This window comes from Arthrobacter sp. RT-1, from assembly GCF_003367205.1.
In the GTDB taxonomy this organism is placed as follows: Bacteria; Actinomycetota; Actinomycetes; order Actinomycetales; family Micrococcaceae; genus Arthrobacter.
Window position 1 is genome coordinate 235,385 of sequence record NZ_QRGQ01000006.1, and the last position, 18,179, is coordinate 253,563.

Sequence of the window (18,179 nt, forward strand, 5' to 3'; positions counted from 1 at the left end):
GTTCCCCGCCCTCACATGCAAGTAGCGCCAAGTGCCGTTTTGGGGGTTCAAAACGGCACTTGGCGCTACCTGGTTGGGAGAAGGGAAGCTAGCCTGCCACCCCGGCCACCAGGAAGATCACTGCGGCGATGGCGAAGCCCATCACACCGATCAGCGTTTCCATCACGGTCCAGGTCTTCAGCGTGGTCTTGACGTCCATGCCGAAGAAGCGGCCCACCAGCCAGAAGCCGGAGTCGTTGACGTGGGAGACCACCACGGAACCGGCTGCAACGGCGATGACCATGGCGGCAACCTGCATTCCGTTCAGCCCGGCGGCAGCGACAGCCGGGGCGATCAGGCCGGCGGTGGTGGTCAGTGCCACGGTTGCAGAACCCTGGGCGATCCGGAGGATGGAGGAGATCAGGAAGCCGGCCAGGATGAGCGGGATGCCCAGGTTGCCCAGAACGTCGGCCAGGGCCGCGCCGATGCCGGAGGTCCGCAGGACGCCGCCGAACATGCCGCCAGCGCCGGTTATCAGGATGACGGAGCAGACCGGGCCCAGCGAGGACTCGAGCAGCTTCTCCAGTGCTCCGGCGTCCTTGCCGCGCTTGGCTCCCAGGACGAACATGGCCACCAGCACGGCGATCAGCAGGGCCACCGGGGTCTCACCGATGGTGCGCAGGACCTGGAACCACTGCTGGTCCTTGGTGCCTTCCGCCAGCACGCCGGAGGAGGCCAGGGTGTTCAGACCGGTGTTGAGGAAGATCAGGACCAGCGGCAGGAGCAGCAGGCCAACGATGGTGCGGAAACGCGGCGGGTGGGCTTCGGCTTCTGCCGTGGCGTGGCCCAGGATTTCGGGCACGGGCAGAACCAGCTTCTTGCCGGTGTAGAGGCCGTAGAGGTAGGCGGTGACGTACCAGGTGGGGATGGCCACGAGGAGGCCGGCGATCATGACCAGGCCGACGTTGGCTTCGAAGAATGCGGAAGCGGAGACCGGGCCCGGGTGCGGCGGCAGGAAGATGTGCATCACGGAGAACGCACCGGCGGCGGGCAGGCCGTAGCGGAGCACTCCCCCGCCCAGGCGGTGGGCGACGGCGAAGACGACGGGCAGCATAACCACCAGGCCGGCGTCGAAGAAGATGGGGAAGCCGAAGATCAGCGAAGCGAGGCCCAGCGCGAACGGGGCGCGCTTTTCACCGAAGACGCCGATGAGGTAGTCGGCCAGCACCTTGGCGCCGCCGCTCGTTTCCACGATGCGTCCGAGCATTGCGCCCAGGCCCACCAGGAGTGCCACGGTGCCAAGGGTTGTTCCGAAGCCGTTGATCAGCACCGGGACCACCTGGTTGGCGGGGATGCCGGTGGCGAAAGCGGTGGCCAGGCTGACCAGGATCAGGGCGAGCAGGGCGTGCACGCGCAGCTTGATGATGAGGAACAGCAGGACGACGATCGCGGCTGCGGCGATGAGCAGCAGGGGGCCTGCTCCCAGCGTCTGGGTCCATCCTTCGATGGTCATGGTTCTCCTTTGAAACAGAACTGTTGGTGGGGAATTGAGGGGGTGCTTAGGGGGTGCAGGGCGCCTGGCCGGTGGGAAGCTTCAGGGCCTCCACGACGGCGGCGACCAGCTCCTCCGGTGAGCGCGAGATGTCCAGGCGGAGGCTGCCGGCGTCGAGCTCTTCCTGGCTGAGCGCCTCGAGCGTGGCCAGCTGGCTGGGCAGCAGTGTGGGCGGCATGAAGTGGCCTTCGCGGCCCTGCATGCGCTGGCTGATCAGGTCAGCGCCGCCGTCGAGGTGGAGGAAGAGGACACGGCCTTCGGCTTCGGACAGGAGCTGGCGGTAGCTCTTCTTGAGCGCGGAGCAGGTGAGGACGGTACTGCAGCCGGCCTGGGCCTGGGCGGTCATCCAGTCGCGGATTTCCCGGAGCCAGGGCCAGCGGTCCTCGTCCTGCAGCGGAATGCCTCGGGACATCTTGGCGATGTTGGTATCCGGGTGGAACTCGTCAGCCTCGGCGCAGGTCCAGCCCAGCTGCTTGGACAGGGCCGCCGCCAGGGTGGATTTGCCGGACCCGGCAACGCCCATGACCACAAGATGCGTGGGTGGATACTGCATGTTCATACCTCCGGAGAAGACGTCTTTGGCTTTCGAAGAAGCTCGCTGCGTGCCCGTGATGAAGTGGGCTACGCCATAAGGTATCACCTTTCGATACCAAAGATACTATCTTTTGGTGTCACAAGTCATACCTTTTCTAATTTTCGCTATCCTATAAGGGCGCTGCGGCGCGGAGAGAGGCGGCGAAAACAATGTCGACGGCGACAGCAGGGGACGCGGACAACGCGTACGACGGCGGGGCCTCCCCCGCGATGCATGAACGCGTTCTGGAGGCGGTTGGCATCGCCGTCGCGTCCGGAAGCCTCCCGCCAGGAAGCAGGCTGACCCTCGAGGGGCTGCAGCAGGAGTACGGAATTTCCCGCACGGTGGCACGGGACACCATGAAGGTCCTGGAATCGATGAACCTGGTCTATTCGCGCCGGCGGGTGGGCATCGTGGTGCAGGAGCCCGATCAATGGAACGTCTTCGATCCCAAGCTGGTGCGCTGGCGCCTGGCGTCGGACCGGCGCGAGATCCAGTACAGCAGCCTGACGGAGCTGCGCATCGCCGTCGAACCCATCGCCGCGGCCGGGGCGGCGCGTAGGGCCAGCGCCGCCGAACGCGCACAACTGGTGGCCCTGGGAGCAGAGCTGCGGCGGCTGGGCGAGGCCGGTGATCTTCAGGCCTTCCTGGCGGCGGACATCGAGTTCCACCAGCTGCTGCTCCGGAGCTGCGGCAACGAGATGTTCCGGGCGCTGGAGGGCATGGTGGCCGAGGTGCTCACCAGCCGCACCCAGCAGGGGCTGATGCCGTTCAAGCCGCGGAACGAAGCACTGCAGGCGCATGAGGATGTGGCTGCGGCAGTGGCCCGCGGCGATACGGTGGTGGCCGAACGGGCCATGCACCACATCCTGGACGAGGTCCGGAACGCAATGGGGCTGGGGTAGCCCGGCGGCTGGTGGTTGAGCCTGTCGAAATTACGAACGGCCCTGAACCGCATGAACGGTGCTGCCCAGCGCCGCTTGTGCGGTTTGGGACCGCTGATGCCATTTGCCTTTCGGCACACCCGGGTTAACAAAAGCAGGGCCTGCCCGGAGGCAGACCCTGCTTGAAGAAACCTAACGGTCCCGGAACTCTAGGAAATTAGAGAGCCTGGATGTTGGTTGCCTGGGGACCCTTGGGGCCCTGCTCGGTGTCGAAGGAAACCTTCTGGTTCTCTTCGAGGGAGCGGAAACCGTTGGAGTTGATCGCAGAGTAGTGTGCGAAAACATCCTGTGAGGAGTCATCGGGGGAAATGAAGCCGAAGCCCTTTTCAGCGTTAAACCATTTGACGGTACCAGTAGCCATTATTTTTGTCCTTCGTGAAGGTGGAGGGAAAATCCCGACTTTCGGGCCCTCCGGCGTGGGGTGTTCAAAAACCGCTACTTCAGAAGAACGCGGACTTTCGACCGCGCGTACTGCCTGAACTACCAACTGCATAAACACAACAACAAGAACCACACTACAGGAGATTCCACCGGCGTCGAGCCAAGTACGTCACAGGGCGCCCTCCCGTCATCGGGATTGTTGTCCCCATCGCCATATCCGCAACAGCTGTGAAAGCATTCCCTGTGGGCCGTTCAGGAGGTCCGTCATCAGAATTGGGGGCACGATGAACCGCCGAACGAACCGGCTGCCGCAACACTTTCTGGCAACCCTCCTGGTGCTGGGGACAACCGTTGTGGTTGGCTGCACCGCGCCGGAGGGACCCGCAACGGAGACAAGCAGCCCGCCGCCTGTCACCGCGTCCGCCGCTCCCGTGGCCGAAAGCTTCCCTAAATATGACGCGGTGCGCGCGGGGATGGTGGCCGCCCTGGAAGAGAAGATGCCGGATATCAGCTGGACCGTGGACGAACCCGCCACTCTGGCCCGGGTGAAAGACGGCCGGTGCATGCTGTACCCGCAAACCATGAAAAGCAACATGGACGTTGTGCAGCCGTCGAACCAGTTCGCCGACATCTTCTCCGCGGGCGACCCCGTCCTGGCGCAGCACGGCTTTCCCGCTTTCAACGGAACAGACACGGTAGCCGGCGGCTGGGTGGTAGCCCGCAGCACCGACGCGGCCGGCGCCACCCTGACCATTGAATCCAAGAGCCCTGCCTACCTTCGCATCAGCGTCCCGGTGGACTCCCCGGCCTGCGATCCAAACGAAATTCCCGCGGGCTGACGGGGAAGTTCTCCCCATCGCGGCATGCACCGCTGCACGAATAGCATGACTGTGGCTTGAAGCTCATCAAAGGGGGACTCACGGATGCCTGGATTCTACGGCGCCGATACTGAACAGCTGCGGGCACTGGCCAAAACAATGTCGCAGCATTCCGAGAAGATGAAGGCGCTGTCCATGGAACTGGGCCAACTCCTGGCCCGGACCCGGTGGGAAGGCCGTGACGCCACCGCTTTCCAGGCCGCGTGGGACTCGGAACACCGGCCAATGTTGAAGCGCGTTGCCGCGGATCTCCAGAGCCAGGCGGAGGAGCTGAACCGGAACGCCGACCAGCAGGACCAAACCAGTACCGGTGCAACGGGATCCGGCACCTCGGGAACGCCGGACTCAAACCCGCCCGGAGACCCGGGGCCGCTGGATCCGGACCGCCCTGATGTGGACGTCCCCGGCGATGTCCGTGAAGACCCTGACGCCGGCGATCCCGCAGATATCCAGCAAGGCCAGATCGGCGACTGCTGGCTCCTGGCAGGAATCGGCTCGGTTGCCCAGATGCTGGAGCGGGAAGGCAAACTTGATGAGTTCCTCGCCGAGCACCTGAAACCTGTGGGAGATCCACCCACGCACTGGGTGGTGACCCTGTACGAGGACGGCGAGCCTGTGGAGGTGACCGTCGAGGCCAAGTCCACCTCCGGCGGCGTCCGGGGTGCGGACGGCCAGCCAAACTGGCTGTCCATCTACGAACGCGCAGCGGCGGAGCACCGGGGCGGTTCCTATGACGACATCGACGGCGGTTTCAGTCACGAGGCAATGGAGCTCATGACGGGAAGGTCCGCGGACAGGGACGGCGAGCTGGACCTGGACGAGATCGAGGACAGGCTTGGTGATGGCCAGGCCGTGTCCGTGGGGACTGAAGACACCAAGGATGACGACTTCGACTGGGTCTGGGAGTCCGATGAGGTCAACCGGACCGACGTTGTCCCCAACCACGCCTACGTCGTGGTCGACGTGAAAACCAACGACGACGGCGACAAGGTCATCGTCCTGGCCAACCCGTGGGGCCCCTCCGGCGGCTACATGGGCGGCGATGACGACCACAAGTCCGGGACGCTCGAACTGACCGAGGATGAGTACAAGGAAAACTTCGACTCCGTGTACTCCGTGGACACGAAGTAAGGATGGCCGTGGAACAGCTCGTCACAGTGAAACAGGGCATGCAGCCCAGGTTCGGCGATGTCCTGGTGGGGATCGTGAAGATCGGCGTGGCCGACGGCGCCCCGGCCATCCAGGTCTGGATCCGGACGGCGGAGCAGGAACGCAAGCAGGCGTTCCGCGAAGGCCAGTCCGTGGCCCTGCCCGGCGCCGGGACCCTGCGTTTTGATTCGATCAGCCCCGCCGGGGCCGGCACCGCAGCATCGGCCGTCCTGGCCTACGACGCCGTCGCGTCCGCCTGACCTGCGGCAGGAGGCCCGAACCTCTGTACCCCGGCGGCGGTGCGGGCATATCCTGCAAACCAGACTGCCCAACTGACGGGAGAAGAACCATGGAGATGCCCAAGGCGTCCGACGCCGACAAGGAACGCTTCCGCTCGATTGTCCCCGACCATCCGGAGGTGGCGGTGAAGCCGATGTTCGGCAATTTGGGGGCGTTCGTGAACGGCAACATGTTCGCCGGCCTCTTCGGATCCACGGTTGGCGTCAAGCTGTCCGAGGACGACCGGGTGCTGCTGGAGTCCTCCGAGAGGACCCTGCCGTTCGGCCCTGCGGAGCGTCCCATGGCCGGTTACTCCGGTCTGCCTGAGATGTGGAATGAGGAGGGCGACGGCGACGACGCCCGGGCAAAGGCATGGGTCACCAAGGCTTATGAGTACGTTGCCACGCTGCCGCCGAAGGAGCCGAAGGCCCCAAGGGCCAAAGCTGCCAAGACGAGATCCGATGGCTGAGTCCACCTCCGGCGGTTGAGCCAGCCGAGCCCCGGTGGTTGAGCCTGTCGAAACCCCGACTGACCCTGCCGAGCTAAGTGCCCGCCGCGCCGGGACTAACGTAAGTCGGGCGTTTCGGTCCCTGTCGGCATTGCAGCCCCGACCGCTTCGACGGCGGAGCGCGGGCTGGTAAGGACAGTGACCGAGAGTTCGGTGAGCAGGGCGGCAGCGGGTTCCATGCTTGCCTGTGCGAGGACGACGACGTCGCAGCGGCCTGCGAGCGCACGCGCCGCCCGGGCGATGCGCGAGTGGTAGGCGTCCGCATCGCCGGCCAGGAAGGCGTCCCACGCATTCTCGACGACACTGACTTCGACGCAGATATCCGATCCTGCGTCTGCGGCTTCCTCGGCGAGGACGCGGGTGGTGGGCTCGACGGTGCTCGTCAGCGCCACAAGGACACCGACCCGTGGACCGAGACCCACGGCCCGGCGAAGCATCGGCCGATCGATACGGATCACCGGCATCCCATCGCCCGACAGTTCCTCCGCCACCTCGCCGAGCGTGGAGCAGGTGCACAGGACCACCGCGCAGCCAGCCGCGCGGAGTTCCTCGAGATGGGCGGCGACGACAGCCCGGACGCTCTCCGCCGTCCCCTCCTGCTGCGCGAGCTCCAAAGCGTCGGGATCCACGCGGTGGACCGTGGCGGCGCTGGGCAGGTGTTCCCGGGCAAGTCCTTCGAACGTCGCCACATGAACGTCCGCAGTGTGGAGGAAACCAGCCGTGCCGGAAGCATCGGGGCGAAGTTCGGTCATGGAGCCCGACTGTAGCAGGGCACGGTTTGGCGCCGGCTACGGATGCACCAGCACCTTCACCGCCGTGTCCTTGTGGTTGATGAGGGTGTCGAAGCCCTGCTCCACCAGGTTCTCCAGCGCGATCCGGCCCGTGATGAACGGCTTGAGGTCCACCTTGCCTTCCTGCACCATCCTGATCACGGCGGGGTGGTCCCGGACATAGGCGATGGTGCCGCGCAGGTCGATCTCCTTGAGGACCAGCTTCTGCATGTCCACGGTGGCCGGCGCACCCCAGATGGCCACGTTGACCACCACTCCCCCGGGCCGCACGGCGTCGAGCATGGTGTCCAGAACGGCGTTGACGCCGGCGCATTCGAACGCGACGTCGGCCCCGGTGCCGCCGGTCAGCTCCAGCACCCGCGCCGGGACGTCCTCCCGGCTGGGGTCCAGCACGTGGTCCGCCACCCCGCTGGACGTGGCCTTCTCCTTCCGGGCCTGGGACAACTCGCTGACGATCGTGGTCACGCCCATGCCCTTCAGCACTGCCGCGGTCAGCAGCCCGATCGGCCCGGACCCGCCCACCAGCGCCGTGTCGCCCGCCTTCACGCCGCTGCGCTCCACCGCGTGGTGCGCCACGGACAGCGGCTCGATCAGGGCGGCCTCGTCGAGGGGAATGTCGCCGATGGGGTGCACCCACCTCCTGTCCACCACGATTTTCTCGCTCAGGCCCCCGCCGCCGCCGGAGAGGCCGATGAAGCCCATTTGCCGGCACAGGTGGTAGCTGCCCGCCTGGCACATGTCGCATTCGTCATCCACGAAGTAAGGCTCGACGACGACGTTGTCCCCCACAGCGAGCCCCTCCACGCCTTCACCGACTTCAGATACCGTCCCCGAGAATTCGTGCCCCATGGTTACCGGCGCGTCCTCGTGGGAGAGCGGGTGCGGGTGCCCCGGGGCGGGGACGAAAATGGGCCCCTCCAGGTATTCGTGGAGGTCGCTGCCGCAAATGCCGCACCACGCGACGTCGATCTTCACCGCCCCGGCGCGGAGTTCCGGTTCCGGGATGTCCTCGATCCGGACGTCCTCACGGCCGTGGAAACGGGCTGCCTTCATGATGCGCTCTTCCTTTCAGCGGGTGTGATGGCTTGGCTGCAGTTCGTAGACCGGGGTTTCCAGTCCTTCCATCCGCGCCTTGAGCTGCAGGGCCAGGTAGGAGGAGTAATGGCGGCTCTGGTGCAGGTTGCCGCCATGGATCCAGAGGTTGGGCACGTTGGTGGGCTTCCACATGTTGCGCAGCTCCCCCTCCCAGGGGCCCGGGTCCTTGGGAGTGTCCGAGCCGTAGCCCCAGCACTTTCCCACCCGGTCTGCCACCTCGGGAGAGACAAGGTCCGCCAGCCAGCCGTTCATGGAGCCGTAGCCGGTGGCGTAGACAATCAGGTCCGCCTCCAGCTCGGTGCCGTCGTCCATGACCACGGCGTTGCCGGTGATCTTGGAAACCTGCCCGGACTTCAGCTTTACCCGGCCGTCGATGATCAGCTGGGAAGCGCCGACGTCGATGTAGTAGCCGGAGCCGCGCCGCAGGTACTTGACGAACAATCCGGACCCGTCCACGCCGAAGTCGAGGTCGAACCCGGCGGCCTCCAGCTGGGAGTAGAACTCGGCATCCCGTTCGGCCATCGCCTGGTACACGGGCACCTGCGCCTCGGGCAGGATCCGCATGGGCAGGGACGCGAACAGCAGGTCTGCCTTCTCCGTGGTCACTCCGGCAGCCAGCGCCTTCTCCGAATACAGGTCGCCGAGTGCCAGGTCCATCAGTGACTCGCTCCGGGCGATGTGGGTGGAGGACCGCTGCACCATGGTGACGTCGGCGCCGTGCTCCCACAGGTCGGCACAGATATCGTGTGCGGAATTGTTGGACCCGATCACCACGGCCTTCTTGCCGGTCCAGTCCCCACCGCCAGGGTGCTGCGAGGAGTGCCGCTGCTCCCCCAGGAAGGACTGCGCGCCGTCGAACGTTGGGATGTTCGGGTAGCCGGACACACCCAGGGCGAACACGAGCTGCTTGGGCCGCAGCGTCACGGGCTCCCCGTTGCGGAGGACGTTGACCACCCATTCCTGCGTGCCGTCGTCGTACTCTGCGCCCACGCACTCGGTGCCGCCCCAGTAGTTCAGCTCCATGATCCGGGTGTAGTGCTCCAGCCAGTCGCCGATCTTGTCCTTGGCGGCGAACACCGGCCAGTCGTCGGGGAACTTCAGGTAGGGCAGGTGGTCGTACCAGACGGGGTCGTGCAGGTGCAGGGACTTGTAGCGGTTGCGCCAGGAGTCGCCCGGCTTCTCGTTTTTCTCGATGACCAGGGTGGGGACGCCGAGGCGTCGCAGCCTCGCGGCGAGGCCGATGCCGCCCTGCCCGCCGCCCACAATCACGCAATACGGCTGTTCGTCGTAGCCGAGCCGGGCCTCCCGTTCCTCCTTGAGCTCCAGCCAGGAACGGCGGCCTTTGATGATTTCGTGCGCCACACCCTGGTCGCGGCGCGGGCCCTTTTTCTCTTCGAAGCCCTTTAGCTCCTGCATCGTGGTGAGCAGGGTCCAGCATTTTCCGTTCCGGAGCCGGAGGTGGCCGTAGCCGCGGGCAGCACCGGTTTCGAACGTGATCCAGGCTTCCACAGTGCCGTTAGCGCCGTCGCTGCCGGTTGCGTCCTCCGACAGGGCCCAACCAGAAGGCTGCACGTGGTCCAGCGTGGCCTCAAGCATCCGGCGGATCTCGGCCTTGCCTTCCAGCGTTTTGAGGTTCCAGGTGAACGCCACGAAGTCCCGCCAGAAGCATTCGTCGTCGAAGAGCTCCAGCGCGGCGTCCACGTCGCGCCGCTGCAGCGCGGCGTCCAAACCCGCCAGCCAGGCCTGCGCGGCTGCCGTGGGTGTTTCGGTCATGTCCACTCCTTTGTGTTGGTCCGTGTGGCTCCGCCCGTGGAATCCCCTGCGATATGCTGGACCGGGCGTGAGCTGCATCACCATTGGAACTCCGCGGGGGTTTCAACCGCGTTACACACTGCAGGCAACGGCGCTGGCAGGAGGAAGCTGTGGACTACGGCCTGAGGTTTTCGGATCCGGCAAAGTATGCACGTGCGCTGCGCCGTGCCCACGAGCTGGTGATCTCCGGCGTCCCGCGCCCGGAAATCCCGGACGTCCTGGCCGATTCGTGGCGGCGCTCCATGGCCCTGGGCATTAGCCCGGACCAGCACAGTCCGCGGCACCTGCATGACGCAGCCGAGGTGCTGGAGCTCCGGCGGGAGCACCGGCTGCAGCAGGTCATGCCGGCCCTCGACGAGCTGCTGGCGGATTCCTCGAGTTCCGGCAGGCACCTGCTGGTGCTGACCGATGCCAGCGGCGAGATCCTGTGGCGTGTTGGCAGCCCGGAGGTGCTGCGGCGGGCGGACCGGCTCGAGTTCTTCGAGGGGGCGGACTGGTCCGAGGCGGGCATCGGCACCAACGCGATCAGCGAGGCGCTGGTCACCGGGCGGCCCGTGCAGTTGTTCTCCGCCGAGCACCTGGTCCGGACCCACCATGAGTGGGCCTGCACGGCGGCGCCGATCACGGACCCGGTCACCGGCCGCCTGCTCGGCGTACTTGACGTTTCCGGGCCGCTGGACACCCTCACCGCGGACACGCTGCGGATGGTGCGGTGCGCGGTCCGGGTTGCCGAGTCGCTGCTGGTGGCGCCCGACGGCGGGAAGCCGGCAGGAGCCCCTTCTCCGGTGCGCGCGTCCCGGCAGTCCCCGCGCCGGCAGTCTGTGCGGCCAGCGGCCGCCGTCGAGTCGCTGGAGCTGCTGGGCGACCGGCCTGCCGCCGTTTTCCGGGACGGCAGCAGGATGCCGTTGACGCTGCGCCGCGCGGAGATCCTGGCGCTGCTGGATTCCCGGCACCAGGGCTGGAGCGCGGAGGAACTTGCCTACGAGCTTCACGGCGATGCGGGCACGCCGGTGGCCATCCGCACGGAGATGTTCCGGGTCCGCTCCCTGCTGGGTGAGGCCGTGGAGTCGAACCCCTACCGGCTGGCTGCCGGCCTGGCCGGCAGCTCGGACTCGGGGCGGGTGCTTCGGCTGCTGCATGAAGGGCGGGTCTCCGACGCGCTGCAGGCCTACCGCGCTCCCCTGCTCAGCCGCTCCGGTGTTCTGTCGGTGCAGATGCTCCGCGACCAGCTGGATCTCGCGGTGGGGTCGGCCGTGCGGTCCAGCGATGACGCCGGGCTCCTGGTCCGCTGGCTGTCCACTGACATGGGTGCCAGTGATTTCACTGCGGTGGAGGAGCTGGGACGGCTGGTGGGACGCGGCGATCCGCGGTACCTGGCGTTCCTGGCCTCCTGCGGTGGCTAAGCCCCCAGAAGCGCACATCAACAGCCCTTGTCACGCCGTTAACCGTTCATTCATATCCTCCTCAGGACCTGTCCAACCGGCCTTCCTACGGTCGAAGCCATGGACAACATCTCACGCAGATCCCTCATCTCCGCCGGCCTCGGGGCCGGCCTGGTCGCCGCCCTGCCAGGTGCCGCCGTCGCTGTTTCAACAGCGGACGACGCCGGACTCCGCACCGATCCCTTCCTGCTCGGCATCGCCTCCGGCGAGCCGTGGCCGGACGGCTTCGTGATCTGGACACGGCTCGCTTTGGACCCGCTGGCCGAGGACGGCCTGGGCGGCATGCCCTCCCGCAACGTCGCGGTGGCTTGGGAAGTGGCGGAGGACGCCGGCATGCGCACCGTAGTAGCCCGCGGCGTCGAGCACGCCCGGATCGAAACCGCCCACTCCGTCCACGTGGAGCTCCGCGGCCTCAAGCCCGGCCGCGAGTACTTCTACCGGTTCCGCACCGGCCGTCACGTCAGCGCCGTGGGCCGCACCCTCACCAGCCCGGCGCTGCACGAGACGCCCGCCGCGCTGGCCATGGCGTTCGCCAGCTGCTCGCAGTACGAGCACGGCTACTTCACCGCCTACACCCGCCTGGCGGAGGACCACCCGGACCTGGTGCTGCACCTGGGCGACTACCTGTATGAGTACAAGAAGGACAGCTACGTGATCGGCGGCGGCAACCCGCGCGACCACCAGGGCCCGGAGACCAGCACGCTGCAGGGCTACCGGCAGCGGCACGCGCAGTACAAGTCCGACGCCGACCTGCAGGCCGCGCACGCGATCGCACCATGGCTGATGGTCTGGGATGACCACGAGGTGGACAACAACTGGGCGGACGAGGTCCCGGAGAACACCGACGCCGGGCAGCTGAACGACACCACCGAGCGGTTCCGGCAGCGCCGCTCCGCCGCGTTCCAGGCGTACTACGAGAACATGCCGCTGCGCGCCTCCTCCGTGCCTGCCGGGTTCGACATGAAGATCTACCGCACCATCCAGTGGGGCCAGCTGGCCAACTTCCATATGATGGATACCCGGCAGTACCGCGACGACCAGCTCGCCGGGGACGGCTGGAAGAAGAACGTGGCCGAACGCCTGGCCGAGGACCGCACCATCACCGGCGCCGAACAGGAGAAGTGGCTGCTGGACGGGTTCAGGAGCTCCACGCAGCGCTGGGACATCCTGGGCCAGCAGGTGTTTTTCGCCGAGCGTGACCGCGCCCAGGCCCTCGAGATCGACGACGTCTCGATGGACGGCTGGGACGGCTACGCCGCCTCCCGCCGCCGCATCACCCAGGGCTGGCTGGACGCGAAGGTGCGCAACGCCGTCGTCCTCACCGGCGACGTGCACCGCAACTGGGCCAACGACCTCAAGGTGGACTACAAGGATCCCGCCTCCCCGGTGGTCGGCTCGGAGCTGGTGTGCACCTCCATCACCTCCACGGGCAACGGCACCGGTTCCACGACGGACCCGGTGATGGCGTGGAACCCGCACCTGAAGTTCTACAACGACAACCGCGGTTACGTGAACACGAAGATCACCAAGGACTCGATGACGGCTGACTTCCGGACGCTGGAGTACGTCACGACGCCGGGCGCTCCGGTTTCCACGAAGGCCTCGTTCAGGATCCAGGACGGGGTGCCCGGACTGCAGTAGCGGCGCGACCGGAAGGCTGTGGGGCGGTCAGCGATCCTCGCTGGCCGCCCTACCCGTGTCTGACGTGCCGAGATACCCGCAAAACGCAGCCAAAGAGGTCTGGTAGTAAGCCATCGCTTATCCCTTGACGGAACTGAACCCGCCCTGTAACAGTTAGGCGTGGGCGGATCGATGGAGAACCCCGGACGGACGGGCGAGGCGTCAATCCCCAGCGGGCGCCCTCAAGGTTCAGCTGATCCCCCGCCACTCCTGGAAGTCCGTGGACTGACCAAGAGTTTCTTCGGGATTCCCGTTCTGGAAGACGCCCACCTTACCCTTCACCGGGGCCAGGTCCACGGGCTCGTGGGTGAAAACGGCGCCGGGAAATCCACCCTGATGAAAGTGCTCGCGGGCGTCTACCAGCCGGACGCGGGAACGGTGCTTCTGGACGGCCGGGAAGTCAGTTTCAGCCACCCTACAAAGGCCCACGAAGCCGGCCTCTCGTCGGTATTCCAGGAGTTCAACCTGCTTCCCGACCGGACGGTGGCCGAGAACATCTACCTGGGCCGGGAGCCCCGCCGCGGAGTCCTGGTGAACAAGGCGCTGATGAACGCGAAAACGGCGGAACTGCTGGAGTCGCTCGGGATCACCGCCATCCGGCCCACCGCGCAGGTGCGGACCCTGACCGTTGCTGAGCAGCAGGTAGTGGAGATTGCGAAGGCTGTCAGCTACGACGCCCGGATCGTTTCCATGGACGAGCCCACCGCCGCACTGGCCGGCGCCGAAGTTGAGCTCCTCTACCAGATCGTGTCCCGCCTCCGGGAACGTGGAACGGCCATCCTCTATGTCTCCCACCGGCTTCGGGAGCTCTTTGACCTGTGCGACGTCATCACCGTCCTGAAGGACGGCCGCGTGGTCAGCACCGGCCCCGCCTCGGAACTCGACGACACACGGTTGGTCCGGCTGATGGTGGGCCGGCCCATTTCAGCCTTCTTCCCGGACAAACTGCCCCCTGCGGACAGCGGCGCCGACGTCCCCGCACAGCCGATCCTCGAACTGCACGATGCCGGAAACGGCCAGCTGGACGGGATCAGCTTCAGCGTCCAGCCGGGTGAGATTGTGGGGCTGGCCGGCCTCCAGGGCTCCGGCCGCACTGAGCTGCTGCACGCCATTTTCGGTGCCGCCCCCTTTACCCGCGGCACCATGAAGGTGGAAGGCCGTGAAGTGGCACCGAAATCGCCGCGCGAGGGGGTCCGGGCGCGGATGGCCCTCATCACAGAAGACCGCAAGGCCGAGGGCCTGAGCCTGAACCAGTCCATCCTGAACAACGCGCTGACCGTCATCAGATCGGTTTTCCCGCGCCGCACCGGGACGGCCCGAACCGAGATCCCCGGCGTGTTTTCCTCCCTGGAAGTTGTGGCCCGGGACCTGGACCAGGAGGTGCAGTACCTGTCCGGCGGGAACCAGCAGAAAGTGGTCCTTGCCAAATGGCTGGCCATCCGCCCCCGCCTGGTCCTGCTGGATGAACCGACCCGCGGCATCGACGTGGGAGCCAAAGTGGCGGTGTACCGGCTGATGCGCAAGCTGGCAGCCGAAGGCAAAGCCATCCTGATGGTCTCCAGCGAGTTGCCTGAGGTCATCGGGATGTCGGACCGGATCCTGGTCATGCGCGACGGGCGCCTGGCCGGCGAGCTTCCGGCCGGAACGTCCGAGGAAGCCGTCCTGCAGCTGGGAACGGGCGCCAGGACAGCACCTGGAGGAGGAACATGAAACAACGGGGCAGCTTCTTCGACCGCCTGTCCTCCACCCAGATCGTCTACCTGGTGGCGCTGCTGACCCTGGTCGTGGGCGCCGTGCTCGTCAGCACGGTGGGACGGAATTTCTTCAGCCAGGGCAACATCTCGAGCATCCTGACCGGAACCAGCGTCCTCGGTTTCATCGCGATCGGACAGACGCTGGTCATCCTGGCAGGCAGCCTTGACCTCTCCGTGCCCTACGTCGCCAGCCTCGCCAGCCTTATTGCCGCGGGGGTAATGGCCAACAACCCGGGCAACGTCCTGCCCGGGGTCCTGCTTACGCTGGGCGCCGCCGCCATCATCGGCCTGGCGAACGGGCTGATCGTGGCCCGCCTCAACGTACACGGTTTCATCGCCACGCTGGGCATGGGCCTGATCATCAGCGGCTACCTTGCGACCAACTTCAAGGGCAGCTTCGGACAGACCCCGCTCTCGTTCCGGCTGATCGGGGCGACCGGCCTGGGGCCTGTGCCCATCTCGACCATCATTATGCTGGCCTGCGCGGGCCTGGCCATGCTGCTGCTCCACCGCACCCGCATGGGCCACCACCTCTATGCGGTGGGCGGTGACATCTCCGTGGCCCGCACCTCTGGAATCCGCATCGACCTGCCGGTCATCACGGCCCATGTGATCTGTTCGCTGCTGGCGGGAATGGCGGGGCTGCTCCTCGCCAGCCGGCTGGGGGTGGGCAGCCCGACGGTGGGTTCCCAGGGCGGCTACGATCTGCTCTCCATTGCCGCTGTGGTCCTCGGAGGCACCCTGCTGGCCGGCGGCAAAGGGACCATCACCGGCACCCTGGGCGGCGTCCTCATCTTCGCCATGCTGGACAACATCATGTCCGTCATGCAGATCAACCCCTTCCTCAAGGACGTGGTCAGGGGCGTGGTGATCGTCGTCGCCGTCGCCGTGTACGCCCGCCGCAGGATCGTCAACAGACCGGAGCGGTTCAGTTCGAAGGGCCCGGCGGAAGCGCCTGCGGCACAGACTGCATCGGCTTCACGGGCGGAGGGACCATGAGCACAGTACTGCCCTCCGACCGCAGTGCGGTCCTCCGGCAAAACCGCGCCAGCCGGTCCCAGCGGCTCCTGCGGGCTTTGCGCACCCCCGGCGGCGCCGTTTTCATCCTGTTGATCGGGCTCCTGGCGGCCATCATCGCGCTGAACCCCTCGTTCGGGGAGCCGGGCTCCTTCATCCGGTTCATCGGCAGGACAGCGCCAATTGCCATCGCCGCCATCGGCCAGTACTTCGTCATTGTGGGCGGCGAATTCGACTTGTCCATGGGATCAGTGGTGACCATGCAGGTCATCGTTGCCGGCAACCTCATCCGGCAGGACGACTCCAGGGTGATCCCGGTCCTGATCCTCATGTTTGTGCTCGGCGCCTTCATCGGGCTGGTGAACGGACTGATCACAACGCTCCTGAAGGTGCCCAGCTTCATTGTGACGCTGGGCATGATGCTGGCCCTGCTCGGGCTGGTCCTCTACTGGACCGGCGGCGCGGCCCAGGGAAACCCGGCGGACAGCTTCCGCCAGATCGGGCGTGGCGGGATCCAGGACGTCCCTGTCCTGGACATCATTCCCTACCCGGTCATCATTCTGACGGCGGTGGCAATCCTGGCGGTCGTCCTCATGCGCCGCCCCTTTGGCCGCATGCTCATCGCCGTCGGTGACAACCCGAGGGCTGCTGAGCTGTCCGGTTCCCGCGTCTGGTGGGTGCGGACGCGGGCGTTCATCATCTCGTCCCTGTCGGCCACCGTGGCCGGCATCCTGCTCGTGGGCTATGCCGGAGTCCACCCGTCCGTGGGGCGGGGCTACGAGTTCACGGCGATTACCGCCGTCGTGCTCGGTGGCGTGGTGCTGGGAGGCGGACGCGGCTGGGTGCTGTCCGCGGCGGCCGGCGCGTTCGCCCTCGAGGCGCTGTTCACCCTCCTGAACTTCATGGGGGTCCAGGCCACGTGGCGGGACACCGTCCAGGGGGTCATCATCATTATCGCTGTGGCAGCAGCGTCCAAGTCATGGCAGCGAAAACGCAAGGGAGCCACATCCGCTGCCCATGACGAACGGCACCAGCTAAGCGCAGCACCCATGCCCCGCGAGGGCACCGAACAAGGAGGAGATCGAGTCTGATGCGCAAACACTCTATCCGCGCTGTCGCGCTTGGGGCGGCGTTGCCGCTGGTGGTGCTGACTGCTTGTACCACCACGGATCCGTCGGTTACCGAAACAACCGCACCGGGTACCGGCTCACCGGCGGCAACCACTCCGGCCAGCCAGGACTGGTTTGACCAGAAGCTGTACGACGACCAATTTGAGCAACGCTCAGCGTCCTTTGAAGGCAACGCGGAGCAGCCGTACCTGCAGTACATTGCCGGTGACATGACGGACACGGCGAAGTTCGCTTCCTCCGGGGCGAAGAAGGTCTGCTTCGCCAATGCTTCCATCTCGAACCCGTGGCGCCAGACCGGCTGGATCACCATGAACCAGCAGCTCAAGGTCCTGCAGGACTCGGGGGCCATTTCCGAGATGGAAACCCGGGATGCCAAGGACAACGACAACACTCAGATCGCGGACATTGACTACTTCATCGACGAGGGCAACTGCGATGCGTTCGTCATTTCGCCCAACTCGACGGCGGCCCTGACGCAGGCCGTGGAACGCGCCTGCGAGACCGGCAAGCCGGTGGTGGTGTTTGACCGCGGCGTGGAAACCGAGTGCGCCACCACGTTCATCCACCCGATCGGCGGCTTTGCCTGGGGCATCGACACCGCCACGTTCCTGACCGACAAGCTGCAGTCCGGTGACAAGGTGGTGGCCCTCCGCATCCTTCCCGGCGTGGACGTGCTGGAACACCGCTGGGCGGCGGCGAAGAAGATCTTTGAGGAGAAGGGCATCGAGGCCAAGGACTACTTCACCGGCGCTGACCCCACCGAGATCAAGAAAATCATCTCCGACGAACTGGCCACCGGCGACGTCAAGGGTGTGTGGATGGACGCCGGCGACGGTGCGGTGGCTGCCCTAGAAGCCTTCGAGGATGCCGGCAAGGACCTTCCGGTGATGACCGGCGAGGATGAGATGAGCTTCCTGACCAAGTGGAAGGAAACCGGCATCGATGCCATGGCCCCCGTCTACTCCAACTTCCAGTGGCGGACCCCGCTGCTGGCCGTGGAAAAGATCTTCAAGGGTGAGCAGGTCCCGGCCGAATGGATTCTCCCGCAGAAGCCAATCCTCGCGGACGAGCTGGATTCCTGGCTGGAGCGCAACCAGGGGATGCCCGGTGGCCACTACGCCAAGTTCGGCGGAGAAGACCTCCCCGGCTACCCGCAGGTCTGGCAGCAGCGGCAGATCCCCTAACCCTGCGCATAGGGCGGCGTTGGAGGGAGC

17 protein-coding genes are annotated in these 18,179 nt (G+C 66.2%); 11 read left to right on the forward strand and 6 right to left on the reverse strand.

Going from position 1 to position 18,179, the window contains the following annotated elements; translation table 11 throughout:
• Positions 1 to 88: 88 nt before the first annotated feature.
• Together DXK94_RS07360 and DXK94_RS07365 are read right to left on the reverse strand one after the other, a co-directional pair.
• Entirely contained in the window at positions 89 to 1,492 is a 1,404-nt protein-coding gene (locus DXK94_RS07360; protein WP_115524448.1) for a GntP family permease, read from the reverse strand.
• Between the two features lie 46 nt (positions 1,493 to 1,538).
• A complete protein-coding gene (locus DXK94_RS07365; protein WP_115524497.1) occupies positions 1,539 to 2,084 on the reverse strand; it encodes a gluconokinase in 546 nt (181 codons plus the stop codon).
• A 191-nt stretch (positions 2,085 to 2,275) separates the two neighbouring features.
• Between DXK94_RS07365 and DXK94_RS07370 the strand changes: the two genes are divergently transcribed.
• Positions 2,276 to 3,010: a FadR/GntR family transcriptional regulator gene (locus tag DXK94_RS07370; protein ID WP_115524449.1), complete on the forward strand. Its 735-nt coding sequence runs from the start codon at positions 2,276 to 2,278 to the stop codon at positions 3,008 to 3,010.
• A gap of 196 nt (positions 3,011 to 3,206) precedes the next feature.
• On the opposite strand, the gene DXK94_RS07375 is transcribed toward DXK94_RS07370, so the two are convergent.
• Complete coding sequence (locus DXK94_RS07375; protein ID WP_009372930.1) at positions 3,207 to 3,410, reverse strand: cold-shock protein; 204 nt, start codon at positions 3,408 to 3,410, stop codon at positions 3,207 to 3,209.
• Positions 3,411 to 3,714: 304 nt separating this feature from the next.
• Between DXK94_RS07375 and DXK94_RS07380 the strand changes: the two genes are divergently transcribed.
• The 4 genes from DXK94_RS07380 to DXK94_RS07395 all read left to right on the forward strand — a co-directional run bounded on the left by DXK94_RS07380 (position 3,715) and on the right by DXK94_RS07395 (position 6,205).
• Positions 3,715 to 4,269, forward strand: a complete 555-nt coding sequence (locus DXK94_RS07380) for a hypothetical protein (RefSeq protein WP_115524450.1) — start codon at positions 3,715 to 3,717, stop codon at positions 4,267 to 4,269.
• An 84-nt stretch (positions 4,270 to 4,353) separates the two neighbouring features.
• Positions 4,354 to 5,439 (forward strand): C2 family cysteine protease, encoded by a 1,086-nt coding sequence (locus DXK94_RS07385; RefSeq protein WP_115524451.1) that lies wholly within the window; start codon positions 4,354 to 4,356, stop codon positions 5,437 to 5,439.
• A gap of 8 nt (positions 5,440 to 5,447) precedes the next feature.
• Positions 5,448 to 5,717, forward strand: a complete 270-nt coding sequence (locus DXK94_RS07390; RefSeq protein WP_147294358.1) for a hypothetical protein — start codon at positions 5,448 to 5,450, stop codon at positions 5,715 to 5,717.
• 89 nt (positions 5,718 to 5,806) lie between these two features.
• Entirely contained in the window at positions 5,807 to 6,205 is a 399-nt protein-coding gene (locus DXK94_RS07395) for a TfoX/Sxy family protein (RefSeq protein ID WP_115524453.1), read from the forward strand.
• A gap of 95 nt (positions 6,206 to 6,300) precedes the next feature.
• On the opposite strand, the gene DXK94_RS07400 is transcribed toward DXK94_RS07395, so the two are convergent.
• Genes DXK94_RS07400 through DXK94_RS07410 form a run of 3 tightly spaced genes read right to left on the reverse strand, consistent with a single transcriptional unit; the run spans position 6,301 to position 9,903 of the window.
• Positions 6,301 to 6,996: an aspartate/glutamate racemase family protein gene (locus DXK94_RS07400; RefSeq protein ID WP_115524454.1), complete on the reverse strand. Its 696-nt coding sequence runs from the start codon at positions 6,994 to 6,996 to the stop codon at positions 6,301 to 6,303.
• Between the two features lie 36 nt (positions 6,997 to 7,032).
• Entirely contained in the window at positions 7,033 to 8,088 is a 1,056-nt protein-coding gene (locus DXK94_RS07405) for a 2,3-butanediol dehydrogenase (protein ID WP_115524455.1), read from the reverse strand.
• A 15-nt stretch (positions 8,089 to 8,103) separates the two neighbouring features.
• A complete protein-coding gene (locus DXK94_RS07410; RefSeq protein ID WP_115524456.1) occupies positions 8,104 to 9,903 on the reverse strand; it encodes an NAD(P)/FAD-dependent oxidoreductase in 1,800 nt (599 codons plus the stop codon).
• Between the two features lie 149 nt (positions 9,904 to 10,052).
• Between DXK94_RS07410 and DXK94_RS07415 the strand changes: the two genes are divergently transcribed.
• The 6 genes from DXK94_RS07415 to DXK94_RS07440 all read left to right on the forward strand — a co-directional run bounded on the left by DXK94_RS07415 (position 10,053) and on the right by DXK94_RS07440 (position 18,149).
• A complete protein-coding gene (locus tag DXK94_RS07415; RefSeq protein WP_115524457.1) occupies positions 10,053 to 11,345 on the forward strand; it encodes a GAF domain-containing protein in 1,293 nt (430 codons plus the stop codon).
• Positions 11,346 to 11,444: 99 nt separating this feature from the next.
• The gene (locus DXK94_RS07420) at positions 11,445 to 13,025 is read left to right on the forward strand and encodes an alkaline phosphatase (protein WP_115524458.1); all 1,581 of its coding nucleotides are present in this window, start codon (positions 11,445 to 11,447) and stop codon (positions 13,023 to 13,025) included.
• Positions 13,026 to 13,196: 171 nt separating this feature from the next.
• Complete coding sequence (locus tag DXK94_RS07425) at positions 13,197 to 14,774, forward strand: sugar ABC transporter ATP-binding protein (RefSeq protein ID WP_115524498.1); 1,578 nt, start codon at positions 13,197 to 13,199, stop codon at positions 14,772 to 14,774.
• Positions 14,771 to 15,817: an ABC transporter permease gene (locus DXK94_RS07430; protein ID WP_115524459.1), complete on the forward strand. Its 1,047-nt coding sequence runs from the start codon at positions 14,771 to 14,773 to the stop codon at positions 15,815 to 15,817. The genes DXK94_RS07425 and DXK94_RS07430 overlap by 4 nt, the downstream gene beginning before the upstream one ends.
• A complete protein-coding gene (locus tag DXK94_RS07435; protein WP_115524460.1) occupies positions 15,814 to 16,926 on the forward strand; it encodes an ABC transporter permease in 1,113 nt (370 codons plus the stop codon). The genes DXK94_RS07430 and DXK94_RS07435 overlap by 4 nt, the downstream gene beginning before the upstream one ends.
• Positions 16,926 to 18,149, forward strand: coding sequence for a substrate-binding domain-containing protein (locus DXK94_RS07440; RefSeq protein ID WP_115524461.1), 1,224 nt, complete (start codon positions 16,926 to 16,928; stop codon positions 18,147 to 18,149). Before DXK94_RS07435 ends, DXK94_RS07440 begins: the two co-directional genes overlap by 1 nt.
• The last annotated feature ends 30 nt before the right edge of the window (positions 18,150 to 18,179 follow it).